Genomic DNA, 11522 nt, shown 5'->3' with positions numbered 1-11522 from the left:
GCGGGCTTGCGTCTGGCTCAGGCGACCAGCGCCTGCTGCTGGTTCCGGCGCGCGCTGTGCTGGGCGATCATCGCGCAGATCAGCAGCTGCGACATGTGATAGACCAGCACCGGCAGCACGGTCGCCCCCACCGTTTCAGGCGGGAACAAGGCTGCCGCGATCGGCAGCCCGGATGCCAAGCTCTTGGTCGATCCGCAGAAGAACAGCACCGCCCGGTCCTGCATGGGCATGCGGAACAGCCGCCCCGCCCCGACCATCAGCCCGAAGACGACGGCCAAAAAGACCAGCATCACCGCCACCAGCGCCACCAGCGCCGCCGGCGGGATCGAGGCCCAGAGGCCCGACACCGTGCCCGCGCTGAAGGCGGAATAGACGATCAGCAGGATGGCACCCCGGTCGACGATCAGCGTCAGCGTCTTACGCGACTTGACGAAACCTCCGACCCAAGGCCGCAGCACCTGTCCCGCGATGAAGGGCAGCAGGATCTGCGTGCCGATCCGCAACACGGCATCCAGGCTGACGCCTCCGTCACCGGCATGCAGGACCAGCGCCACCAGCGTCGGCGTCAGCACGACGCCGATCAGGTTCGACAGCGACGCCGCACAGATGGCGGCGGGCACGTTGCCACCCGCCATGCTGACGAAGGCGATCGAGGATTGCACCGTCGAGGGCAGCACCGACAGGAACAGCAGCCCCATCGTCACCTGCGGCCCCAGCAGATCGCCGAAGACCGCCGCCATCAGCAGCCCCACCAGCGGGAACATCACATAGGTCGCGATGAAGGTCAGCCCCTGCAGCCGCCAGTTCAGCATCCCCGCCTTGACCGAGCTTGGGTCCAGCTTGGCGCCATAGAGGAAGAACAGCAGAGCCACAGCCCAATAGGTGACATGGGACAGCGCCTCGGCAGCGACGCCCTGCGCGGGCAGCAGCAGCCCCAGCATGACGGTGCCCAGCAACATCAGCATGTAGTTGTCGATGCCGATACGTTTCAGAAATCGTGTCATATCTGCCCCCCGCCCTCAGTATCCCAACGCCATGCCGTCCTTGCGGCTGTCCGAGCCGCCCTCCAGCAGGCCGCTGTCGGCGTCGATGCGGATCGCCTGCGACCCACCCATCGGCGTGGCCAGCAGGTTGATGGCATGGCCGCGCGCCGCCAGATCGTCGCGGACCTCCTGCGGGACCGTCGGTTCAAGATCCAGCCGCCCCTCGGTGGCAAAGCTGCGCGGTTCGTCCATGGCCTGCTGCAAGCCCAGCCCGCGGTCGATCACCGCCGACAGGAAGGCCGCATGGCCCGCCGCCTGATATTGTCCGCCCATCACGCCGAAGGGCATCACGACGCGGTCGCCTTGGGTGACCATGCCCGGGATGATCGTGTGCATGGGGCGTTTACCCGGTGCGATGGCATTGGGATGGCCGGGGATCAGGCGGAAGGAAGCCCCGCGACTTTGGAACAGCACCCCCGTCGCCGGGTCCAGACGGGTCGAGCCGAAGCCGTGGAAAATGGAATTGATGAAGGAGATCGCGTTCCCCTGTTCATCCACCACGCACAGATAGATGGTATCCTTGTGTTCCGGTTCGTCCCACAGGGCGGGCGGCATGGCACGGCTCATGTCGATGCGCGCGCGCAGCGCCGCGATGGCGGGTTCGGACAGCAGCTGTTCAACCAGCCCCGCGCAATGGTCGGGATCGCCCAGCAGTTCGTCGCGGTGGTGATAGGCCAGCTTGGTCGCCTCGGCCTGCAGGTGGATGCGGTCGGCGGGCGACATGGCGGCGATGTCGAAGCCCTCGATGATCTTCAGGATCAGCAGCGCTGCCAGACCCTGCCCGTTCGGCGGGCATTCGTGGATGTCGAACCCGCGATAGCTGGCGCTGATCGGATCGACCCAATCGGCACCGTCGGTGGCATCGGCAAAATCCGCCTCGTTGTGCAACCCGCCAAGGCTGCGCAGATGCGCGACCATCTTCTGCGCCGTCGGACCCTGATAGAAGGCCGCTGCGCCATGGGCCGCGACCTCTGACAAGCGGTCGGCCAGCAGGGGCTGTGCAAAGCGCGACCCGGCCTTCGGTGCCTTGCCACCCGGCAAGAAGACAGCCGCCGCATGTTCGTCGCCCGCGATCAGGTCTGCGGCCTCGGCCCAGTCCTGGGCCACACGCGGCGTGACCGGAAAGCCGTTGCGCGCATGGTCGATGGCGGGGGCAAAGATCTGTGCCAGCGGCAGCGTGCCATGGTCCGCATGCAGGCGGCACCAGGCGGCAATCGCGCCGGGGATGGTCACGGCGTGGGGGCTGGTCTGGGGGATGTGGTCGGTCAGACCGGCGGCCTTCAGCGCCTCGATGGTGGCGGCGGCTGGCGCGCGGCCCGATCCGTTCAGCGCCCTCACCTTGCCGCCAGCGGGCGCGTAAAGTGCAAAGCAGTCGCCGCCGATGCCGGTCATCAGCGGATCGACCACGGCCTGGACCGCGCTGGCGGCAAGCGCCGCATCGACCGCATTTCCGCCCCGTGCCAGCATCGCCAGCCCCGCCGAGGTCGCCAGCGGATGCGAGGTGGCCACCATGGCCTTGCCCGCAAGGGTCGAGGGCCTGCGCCCGGACAGGAAATCGAAACCGCTCATCTGAAACCTCATGGCATTGCGCTTGCGATATGTATACATATGGCGCCGACAGGAATACAATCACCGGATGGGTTGATGACCGCCAGACGTTCCGCCGATCAGATCCACGCCGCGCTTTCTGCCCAGATCGTCAGCGGTCAGCTGCGCCCCGGCGATCCATTGGGCGAATCCGCGCTGGCGGGTCTTTTCTCGCTTTCGCGAACCCCGGTGCGCGAGGCCTTGCAGCGCCTTGCCGCCGAAGGTCTGGTCGAACGCGGCCCCCGTCGCGCCTTCGTCGTCCGTCGCATGACCCCCGAGGCGTTGCGCGATCTGTTCGAGGCCTTGGGTGAGGTCGAGGCCCTTTGCGCCGGGCTGGCCGCCCAACGCATGACCGCCATCGCCCGCGCGGAACTGGCCCAGATCATCGACAGCGACAGCGGCGATCATGCCGGTTACGCCACGCTGAACGCCCGCTTTCACGATGCGCTGCGCCTTGGCGCGGGCAACCGGGTGCTGGCCGCGATGCTGGAGGATCTGAACCGCCGCAGCATGCCGTGGCGCAACGCGCAGTTCCAAGCCAGTGCCCGAAGGATGCAAAGCTCGCGTCAGGAACACCGCGCCATCCTGCAGGCCATCGCGGCGCAGGACGGCGACCGGGCCGCCAGCCTGATGCGCGACCATATGGCGACATCGCTGGCCGTGGTGCTGCAGATGATCCGGGCGCGCGGCTGAAACCCTGCGGGCAGCGCGACGTTGCCCCCCTGTCCCGACCGAAAGGCCCGCCCGTGAGTCTGCAATCCGACCTGACCCTTGCCACAAGCGCCGCCCATCAGGCAGGCGATCTGCTGATACGGCATTGGAACGACCGCGCCCGCCTGATCATCGACGAAAAGCGCCCCGGCGATTTCGTGTCCCAAGCCGACCACGGGTCCGAGGCGCTGCTGCGCGACCGGCTGATCCAGCCCGGCGACGGCTGGTTGGGCGAGGAGACGGATCAACTGGACAGCAACCGCCGCTGGATCGTCGATCCGCTGGATGGCACCACGAATTTCCTGCGCGGGATCGAGCATTGGGCCGTCTCGGTCGCGCTGGAACAGGATGGCAGGCTGGTGCTGGGCGTCGTGCATGATCCGCTGAAGTCCCAGACCTTCAGCGCCATCGACGGGGGGCCTTTGCTGCTGAACGGCCAGCCCGTGACGCAGCCGCCGGTGCCCGAGTTCCACAACTGCCTGTTTGGAACCGGCCTGCCCTTTGGCGACATGCCGCATATCCCCGACCATGCGCAGGATCTGTGCCGCGTCCTGCCCACCTCGGCCGGTGTCCGGCGCATGGGGGCGGCGGCGCTGGACCTGGCCTATGTCGCGGCAGGACGGCTGGACGGTTTCTGGGAACGACGTCTGCGTCCTTGGGACATCGCGGCCGGGCTGGTCCTGCTGCGCGCCGCCGGTTGCCGAACCGAGGGATGGACGCAGGACGCCCCACCCGAGCGGACAGGAACCGTCATCACCGCTCGCGATCCCCATTTCGACCGCTTTGCCAAGCTGTTGCGCCAAACGGCCTGACGGAACACCGATCGCGACAATGCGCCACATAGGGCAAAAGTTTCGGAACCGGGCGCAATCTCGGGTCGTTCCCGTTTTCGTGACCTTGAAACTTGGATGACGGTAGAACATGCGCGCCTATGCTCCGTTCACATTCGCAGATACGGCTGCGCAGACCCCCGATCCCTTTGCCCCCGACCTGTCCGAACGCGTGGCCAGAATGGTATCCGACCTGAGGCTGGGCCTGCCCGCCATGCTGTCGCAGGGTGCCGACCACGCGATGGTCCTGCCGGTCGAGACACTGAGCCCGACCCGCTTTGCCGCGCTGACCGGCGATCTTCACTTGGTTCTGACATCGCATCGTGCCACCGCGCTTGGGATCGATGCGGGGGGCGTTGATGTCGCCGTGGTCCGCCTGACCGAGGGTGTCGATCTGGCGCGGATCAAGGCAGCCGCCGACCCACGGCAGGCCCACGATGGGATGACGCTGCCGGATGATGCGATGCCCGCCGACAACATCCATCGCGCCGCCATCCGGCTTGTCAAACGGGCCGAGCTGGTCCCCGCCGCCCTGGTCGTCACCGGTCCCGTCATCGCGAAGACCTCCGCCCGCCACGGTTTCGACAGTTTGCCCGCCGCCGAAATCCTGGCGCAGCTGGACGCCGCTCGCGACATGCAGCCCGTATCGGATGCACGGGTGCCGATGGCGGCGGCCAACGCGGGACGGTTGCGGGTCTTTCGCGCGCCCGACGGCGGGGCCGAGCACTATGCCATCCAGATCGGAAATCCCGACCCCGACCAGCCCGTCCTTGTCCGCCTTCATTCGGCCTGCTTCACGGGCGACGTTCTGGGCAGCCTGAAATGCGACTGCGGCCCGCAGCTGCATGCCGCCTTGGCGGCGATGAATGCAGCGGGCAGCGGTGTTCTGCTTTATCTGAACCAGGAAGGCCGGGGCATCGGTTTGGCCAACAAGATGCGCGCCTATGGCCTGCAGGATCAGGGCTTGGATACGGTCGAGGCAAACCATCACCTGGGGTTCGACGACGACGAACGCGATTTCCGCATCGGGGCCAGCCTGCTGCGGCAGATGGGTATCAACCAGGTACGGCTGATGACCAACAACCCCGCCAAGATCGCCCGGCTGACCAGCGATGGCATCACCGTCGTCGAACGGGTGCCCCTGATGGTCGGTCGCGGCCCCGAGAATACGCGCTATCTCGACATCAAGGCGCGCAAGTCGGGACATATGATGTGACCGAGGCCTCCGCTCTCTGGATCACGGGCCCGGATCAGGCCGACATCCGCACCGCCGACATGGGGCACGGGTCGCGGGTCGATACGCTTTTCACCGGCATCAGTCGCGGGACTGAACGACTGGTGCTGTCGGGCACGATCCCCGACAGCGAACACGACCGGATGCGTGCCCCGTTCCAGCAGGGGAATTTTCCCTTTCCCGTCAAATACGGCTATTCCAACGTCGGTCGTGCCGTCGAAGGCATCCATGTCGGTCGCCATGTCTTTTCCCTGTTTCCCCATCAGGACAGCTTTCGCCTGCCCGATGATGCCCTGATCCCGCTGCCGCAGGCTCTGCCGCCCGAACGCGCGGTGCTGGCTGCCAACATGGAGACGGCGCTGAACATCCTGTGGGACAGTGGCGCGGGGGCGGGCGACCGTATCACCGTCATCGGCGCGGGTCTGGTCGGGCTGCTGGTGACGCATCTTGCCGCCCGCCTGCCGGGGGCCGAGGTGACCGTGATCGATACCCAGCCTGCCCGCGCGAATATCGTCGCGCAGATGGGTGCCAGCTTTGTCACCCCCGAAGATGCCACGGGCGAACAGGATGTCGTCATCCACACCAGCGCCAGCCAAGCGGGCCTTGTGCAGGCCCTGTCGCTGGCCGCCCCGCAGGCCACCGTGACCGAGGCAAGCTGGCACGGTTCGACGCAGGTCGCCCTGCCCTTGGGTGGTGCCTTCCACAGCCGCCGCCTGCGGATCGTCAGTTCGCAGGTCGGATCGGTTCCCGTGGATCGCGCCCCACGTTGGAGCCTGCGCCGCCGCCTGACCAAGGCGCTGGACCTGCTGACCAACGACCGCCTGGACGCCCTGATCTCCGGGGAAACGCCTTTCGACCGGATCGCGCCGGCCTATCCCGGCATTCTGGCCGATCCCGCCACACTCTGTCACCGCATCGCATATTGACCGCAAGGAGCCTGCATGTTCGCCGTCGAAGTCCGAGACCACATCATGATCGCCCATTCGCTACCCTCGCCGACCTTCGGTCCGGCGCAGGGCATGCATGGCGCGACCTTCACCGTCGATGCCGCCTTTTTCGCCGAAACGTTGGACGACGAAGGTCTGGTCATCGACATGGGCCTTGCCACCCAGGCCCTGTCAGAGGCGCTGTCGCCCCTGCGCTATCAGAACTTGGACGAGGTTCCGGCCTTCAAGGGCAAGTTCACCACCACCGAATTCCTGTGCCAGCAGATCTTCGACAGCCTTGCCGACGCTGCGCGCAACGGGCGCTTGGGTAAGCATCCGGTCAAGCGCCTGCGGGTGACGCTGCACGAAAGCCACGTCGCGCGGGCCTGGTTCGAACAGGACATCTGAGATGGGATTTTCACCGGAATGGCTGTCGCTTCGTGAACCCGTGGACCGTCAGGCCCGCGACGACGCTCTGCTGCAACGCGCCGTTCAGGCGGCGGGGCCGCAGCCGGTGATCATGGATCTGGGTTGCGGCACCGGCTCGACCCTGCGGGCGATGGCGGAGCACCTGCCCTCGGGCACCCGGTGGCATCTGGTGGACAACGACCCGACCCTGCTGCAGATCGCCAGCGATCAGGTTCACGAGGCGCAGACGCATGTGCTGGACCTTGGCGACCTGCCTGCCCTGCCCTTGGATGGTGTCACTCTGGTTACGGCCTCGGCGCTTCTGGACCTGATGCCCGCCGGTTGGGTGCAGGAACTGGCGGCTCTGCTGGCACGGCGCGGCATCGGGTTTTATGCAGCGCTGTCCTATGACGGCATCATGCATTGGGACCCGGCCTTGCCCGACGACGCCGGCATCCGCGATGCCTTCAACAAACACCAGCGCGGCGACAAGGGCTTAGGCCCTGCACTTGGCCCCGAGGCGGCGGCGGCTGCACGTCAGGCCTTCGACCATGCCGGGTTTCATACGGCCATTGCCGACAGCCCATGGCGGATCGACGCGGATCACGCTGAAATGCATGCCATGCTGGTCGAAGGAATTGCCACGGCGGCGGCTGAAACCGGCGTGGCGCAGGCCGATGCTTGGGCGCGTGCGCGCATCGCCACCGGCGGGCTCTGCACCACCGGACATCAGGACCTTCTGGCATTGCCGCAAACGGATCTTGGGGGGTGAACATGGACAGCATTGACGTTTCCAGCCGCGTGTGGGACCGGCTTCTGGCGATCCGCAAGGGTGTCGCCTGCGCCTGCTGTGGCAGCTTTTCCCGGTCCGAGCGTGACGCCCTGCAGGTCTATGGCCCCATCGCCCGACGCGACTTGGGACCGATCATCATCGCTCAGGTCGGGCAGTCGCTGGACGGACGGATCGCCACCGTCAGCGGTGACGCGCGCGACGTATCGGGGCCGGACGGTCTGGCGCATCTGCACCGTCTGAGGGCGCTGGTCGACGGTGTGGTCATCGGGGTTCGCACGGCGCTGCATGACAACCCGCGTCTGACGGTGCGTCTGTGTGACGGGCACAACCCCGCGCGTATCGTCATCGACCCGCGCGGCCGCCTGCCCGACGATGCGCCGGTGCTGACGAATTGTGGGGCGCGGCGGATCATCGTCCAGGCGGTCGACCGCCCCCGCCCCTCCGGGGTGGAGGTGCTGCGGCTGAGTGCCGACGAGGGCCGTCTCGACCCGCGCCAGATCCTAGACGGCTTGCGCGGCATGGGGCTGGGGCATCTGCTGATCGAAGGGGGCGGGCTGACCATCACCGGCTTCATGGAGGCGGGCCTGCTGGACCTGCTGCAGGTCTCGGTCGCACCGCTGATCATCGGGGCGGGCCCGCAGGGGCTGACCACGCAGACGCAGGTTCAGACCCTGTCGCAGGCCTATCGCCCCCGGACCCGTATCTTTGGACTGGGCAGCGACATCGTCTTCGACTGCGCCCTGGGGGCGCATGCCGTGGCGGCGCAGGAGCCCGTCCATCGACCGGGTCACAGCGCCGCCTGCTAGGCCTGTCCTACCGCAGGCGCGCCATCACGCTGGCCGCGATGGCGCCCGAGATATTGTGCCAGACGCTGAAGATCGCCGCCGGAACCGCCGCGACGGGCGAGAAATAGGCTGTTGCCAAGGCCGCCGCTAGGCCGGAATTCTGCATGCCAACCTCGATGGCGATGGCCTTGCGGCGTGCAAGGGTCAGACCGGCGGCGCGTGCCGCAAGAAAGCCGATCAGATAGCCCAAGCCGTTGTGCAGCACCACGACCGCCAGGATCATCAGCCCCGATTCCGCGATGGCCCCCTTCGAGGCCCCGACCACCGCCGCCACGATCAGAACGATGCCCGTCACGCTGACCAGCGGCAGCGCCGGGATCGCCGCCCGCACCAGACCGGGAACCAGCTTCTGCGCCAAAAACCCAAGCGCCAGGGGCAGCAGTACCAGCTTCAGGATCGAGACGAACATCGCCCCCGCATCGACCGGCAGGTATTCGCTGGCCAGCATCAGCATCAGGAAGGGCGTCACGATGGGCGCCAGCAACGTCGTCACGCTGGTGCAGGCCACCGACAGCGCCGTATCGCCCTTGGCCAGATAGGTCATCACGTTCGAGGATGTCCCGCCGGGGCAGCAGCCGACCAGAATGACGCCAGCGGCGACCTCGGGGGACATGGGGATGATCCGGGTCAGCAGGACTGCCAGCAGCGGCATGATCAGGAATTGCGACACGACCCCGATGCCCACATCGACGGGGCGGCGGAAGACCTCGGCGAAATCGCGGCCCGAGATGGTCAGACCCATGCCGAACATGATGATCCCCAGCAAGGGGACGATACACGGCGTCAGCTGGCGGAAGGTCTGGGGCATGAAGAACCCCAGCACCGCGAACAATAGTACCCAGATCGCAAATGTGTTGCCGACAAACCGTGAAATTCGTGTCAGGACCTTCAACTCACCCTCCTTTTGCGCATGAAAGCTGCGCCATCCGTTCGGCGCCGCGCTTAATGGGGTGATGGCGCGGACACAACCGGCGATGCCCGCCCCACGCCGGACCGGAAAGTTTTTCCATGCCCAATGTGCCCCGAGGGCACCACATGACATGAAAAGACCGCGCCCCGTCACCGGGGCGCGGTTCTTCAAGACAACCCGTTTTTGGGATCAGATCTGGCGTTCGGGCAGTTGGACGACCAGGCCGTCCAGATCCTCGGTCACCTTGATCTGACAGGTCAGGCGCGAACGGGCGGGATCGGGCTGATAGGCGAAATCCAGCATGTCCTCCTCCATCGGGTCGCGGGGGGGCAGCTTGTCCAGCCATGCGGGATCGACATAGACGTGGCAGGTCGAACAGGCGCAGGCGCCGCCGCAATCGGCATCGATGCCCGGAACGCCATTGTCGCGCGCACCCTCCATCACGGTCATGCCGGGGCGGACCTCGACGTCGTGACGGGTGCCGTTATGTTCGATGTAGGTAATCTTCGCCATGTCGCTTGTTCCCTTGTTTCCCGGTCGAGTTAGTCGCTTGCCGCCGATTTGAAAAGGGGCAGCCCCGCAAGGCCGCCCCCATTGCTGCATCGCCTTGGCGTCATTCGGCAGGCTGTTCCAGATCGTCCAGGCTCAGCGCCACGAACAGCGGCTCGCCCCCGCGGCGGATCAGCATCAGCACCGATTTGCGGCCCGCATCGCGCGCCTCGGCGACGCGGTCCTGCAACTCCTTGATGGTGGTGACCTTCTGTTGGTTCACGTCGGTGATGACATCGCCCGGTGCCAGACCCTTGTCGGCGGCCGCGCCTTCGGGATCGACGCCGGTGATGGCAACGCCCTTCATGTCACGCGACACGCCCAGTTCCTGTGCCATTTCCGGCGTCAGGGGGGTCAGGGACATGCCCAGCATGTCGGTCTCGGTCGGCTCGTCCGGGGCTGCGGGGCTGCCGCCTTCGCCCTGCGCCGTCTCGCGGCGGCCAAGGGTCACGTCGATCTGCTGCGTCTCGCCCTCGCGCACGACCTCGACCTTGACGGTATCGCCCGAGGGCGCCTCGGCCACGCGGCGGACCAGGCCGCGCGTATCCTCGACGGGCTGACCGTCGAAGCCCACGATCACATCGCCCGTCTTCAGACCGGCATCACGCGCCGGACCTTCCGGCACATCGGTGATCATCGCCCCGCCCTTGGCGTCGAGGTTCATCGCCTCGGCCATCTCGGGGGTGACGTCCTGGATCATGACGCCCAGCCAGCCGCGACGGGTCTCGCCGAATTCGCGCAGCTGGTCGACGACCTGCGACACGACGTTCGATGCCATGGAAAAGCCGATGCCGATCGAGCCGCCGTTGGGCGACAGGATGGCGGTGTTCACGCCGATCACCTCACCTTTCAGGTTGAACAGCGGCCCGCCCGAGTTGCCGCGGTTGATGGCGGCATCGGTCTGCAGATAGTCGTCATAGGTGCCCGACAATTCGCGATTGCGCGCCGAGACGATCCCCGAGCTGGCCGAGAAGCCCTGTCCCAAGGGGTTGCCAAGCGCCAGCACCCAATCACCCACGCGGGCCTCGTCGCTGTTGCCGAAGCCCACGAAGGGGATGGCCTTGTCGCTTTCGACCTTCAGCAGGGCCACGTCGGTGTTCGGATCGGTTCCCACGACCTCGGCGGGCAGGGTTTCACCCGAATAGAACTCGATCTCGATCTGGTCGGCGCCGTCGATGACATGGTTGTTCGTCACGATATAGCCGTCAGCCGAGACGACGAACCCCGACCCGAGCGCGTTCGAACGTTGGGGCGCACGCGGGGACGGTCCGCCCTCGGGCCCGCCCGGCATCCCCGGGAATCCGAATTCGCGGAAGAGGTCGGAAAACGGGCTGCCCTCGGGGAAGGCGGGGCCGCCGCCGGTGGGTTGCGACACGACCGAGGTGGTGGTGATGTTGACCACGGCGGGCGAGACCTGTTCGGTCAGATCGGCAAAGCTGCCGGGCATCACCTGCGCGGTATCGTCCTGGGTGGCATCCATGCCAAGCGGCTGGTTCTTTTCGGCGGCATCCTGCGCCTGCTGGCTGACCTGCGGGGATACGTCGTCATTGGCAGGTTCGGTCTGCTGCGCGCCTGCGTAACCAAGGCCCACCGCAAGGGCCAGTGCCGATGCGGTCATCAGATGGCGCGGGAAAAGCGATTTCATGCTGAACGTCCTCATGTTTCGAAAGCAGCAGGGCAGCGCAA

At 66.6% G+C, this 11522-nt stretch carries 12 protein-coding genes; 7 read left to right on the top strand and 5 right to left on the bottom strand.

Annotated features, from left to right (window positions below):
• Window positions 1-17 precede the first annotated feature (17 nt).
• Together DDE75_RS04500 and ggt are read right to left on the bottom strand one after the other, a co-directional pair.
• A complete protein-coding gene (locus DDE75_RS04500; protein ID WP_108501175.1) occupies window positions 18-1004 on the bottom strand; it encodes a bile acid:sodium symporter family protein in 987 nt (328 codons plus the stop codon).
• Window positions 1005-1019: 15 nt separating this feature from the next.
• Entirely contained in the window at window positions 1020-2612 is a 1593-nt protein-coding gene (gene ggt / locus DDE75_RS04495; RefSeq protein ID WP_211659297.1) for a gamma-glutamyltransferase, read from the bottom strand.
• Between the two features lie 75 nt (window positions 2613-2687).
• On the opposite strand from ggt, the gene DDE75_RS04490 reads away from it, so the two are divergent.
• From DDE75_RS04490 to DDE75_RS04460, 7 genes are all read left to right on the top strand, one after another.
• Window positions 2688-3323 carry a GntR family transcriptional regulator gene (locus tag DDE75_RS04490; RefSeq protein ID WP_108501174.1) on the top strand — a complete coding sequence of 212 codons (636 nt, stop codon included), beginning with the start codon at window positions 2688-2690 and terminating at the stop codon, window positions 3321-3323.
• A 53-nt stretch (window positions 3324-3376) separates the two neighbouring features.
• Window positions 3377-4153: an inositol monophosphatase family protein gene (locus DDE75_RS04485; RefSeq protein ID WP_245894618.1), complete on the top strand. Its 777-nt coding sequence runs from the start codon at window positions 3377-3379 to the stop codon at window positions 4151-4153.
• 109 nt (window positions 4154-4262) lie between these two features.
• Complete coding sequence (ribA, locus tag DDE75_RS04480) at window positions 4263-5387, top strand: GTP cyclohydrolase II (protein WP_108501173.1); 1125 nt, start codon at window positions 4263-4265, stop codon at window positions 5385-5387.
• On the top strand, window positions 5384-6331 hold the full coding sequence (locus tag DDE75_RS04475) for a zinc-dependent alcohol dehydrogenase (RefSeq protein ID WP_245894617.1): 948 nt from the start codon (window positions 5384-5386) through the stop codon (window positions 6329-6331). Before ribA ends, DDE75_RS04475 begins: the two co-directional genes overlap by 4 nt.
• A gap of 15 nt (window positions 6332-6346) precedes the next feature.
• Entirely contained in the window at window positions 6347-6739 is a 393-nt protein-coding gene (locus tag DDE75_RS04470; RefSeq protein WP_108501172.1) for a 6-pyruvoyl trahydropterin synthase family protein, read from the top strand.
• Between the two features lies 1 nt (window position 6740).
• The gene (locus DDE75_RS04465; protein ID WP_108501171.1) at window positions 6741-7511 is read left to right on the top strand and encodes a class I SAM-dependent methyltransferase; all 771 of its coding nucleotides are present in this window, start codon (window positions 6741-6743) and stop codon (window positions 7509-7511) included.
• A 2-nt stretch (window positions 7512-7513) separates the two neighbouring features.
• Window positions 7514-8338, top strand: a complete 825-nt coding sequence (locus DDE75_RS04460; protein ID WP_108501170.1) for a RibD family protein — start codon at window positions 7514-7516, stop codon at window positions 8336-8338.
• 7 nt (window positions 8339-8345) lie between these two features.
• Here DDE75_RS04460 and DDE75_RS04455 read toward each other — a convergent pair whose 3' ends face one another.
• The 3 genes from DDE75_RS04455 to DDE75_RS04445 all read right to left on the bottom strand — a co-directional run bounded on the left by DDE75_RS04455 (window position 8346) and on the right by DDE75_RS04445 (window position 11316).
• A complete protein-coding gene (locus DDE75_RS04455) occupies window positions 8346-9419 on the bottom strand; it encodes a bile acid:sodium symporter family protein (protein WP_335672032.1) in 1074 nt (357 codons plus the stop codon).
• Window positions 9420-9476: 57 nt separating this feature from the next.
• Window positions 9477-9800 (bottom strand): 2Fe-2S iron-sulfur cluster-binding protein, encoded by a 324-nt coding sequence (locus DDE75_RS04450; protein ID WP_108501168.1) that lies wholly within the window; start codon window positions 9798-9800, stop codon window positions 9477-9479.
• Between the two features lie 100 nt (window positions 9801-9900).
• Window positions 9901-11316: a DegQ family serine endoprotease gene (locus DDE75_RS04445; protein WP_245894630.1), complete on the bottom strand. Its 1416-nt coding sequence runs from the start codon at window positions 11314-11316 to the stop codon at window positions 9901-9903.
• Window positions 11317-11522 lie beyond the last annotated feature (206 nt).

This window comes from Paracoccus indicus (genome assembly GCF_003056335.1).
Classification (GTDB): domain Bacteria; phylum Pseudomonadota; class Alphaproteobacteria; order Rhodobacterales; family Rhodobacteraceae; genus Paracoccus; species Paracoccus indicus.
This window is presented reverse-complemented; position numbering and strand designations above follow the sequence as displayed.

Bases quoted from the DNA above. Each gene is read 5' to 3' on its own strand.
- DDE75_RS04500 (WP_108501175.1), bottom strand. From the start codon at position 1,004: ATGACACGATTTCTGAAACGTATCGGCATCGACAACTACATGCTGATG.
- ggt (WP_211659297.1), bottom strand. From the start codon at position 2,612: ATGAGCGGTTTCGATTTCCTGTCCGGGCGCAGGCCCTCGACCCTTGCG.
- DDE75_RS04490 (WP_108501174.1), top strand. From the start codon at position 2,688: ATGACCGCCAGACGTTCCGCCGATCAGATCCACGCCGCGCTTTCTGCC.
- ribA (WP_108501173.1), top strand. From the start codon at position 4,263: ATGCGCGCCTATGCTCCGTTCACATTCGCAGATACGGCTGCGCAGACC.
- DDE75_RS04470 (WP_108501172.1), top strand. From the start codon at position 6,347: ATGTTCGCCGTCGAAGTCCGAGACCACATCATGATCGCCCATTCGCTA.
- DDE75_RS04465 (WP_108501171.1), top strand. From the start codon at position 6,741: ATGGGATTTTCACCGGAATGGCTGTCGCTTCGTGAACCCGTGGACCGT.
- DDE75_RS04460 (WP_108501170.1), top strand. From the start codon at position 7,514: ATGGACAGCATTGACGTTTCCAGCCGCGTGTGGGACCGGCTTCTGGCG.
- DDE75_RS04455 (WP_335672032.1), bottom strand. From the start codon at position 9,419: ATGTCATGTGGTGCCCTCGGGGCACATTGGGCATGGAAAAACTTTCCG.
- DDE75_RS04450 (WP_108501168.1), bottom strand. From the start codon at position 9,800: ATGGCGAAGATTACCTACATCGAACATAACGGCACCCGTCACGACGTC.
- DDE75_RS04445 (WP_245894630.1), bottom strand. From the start codon at position 11,316: ATGGATGCCACCCAGGACGATACCGCGCAGGTGATGCCCGGCAGCTTT.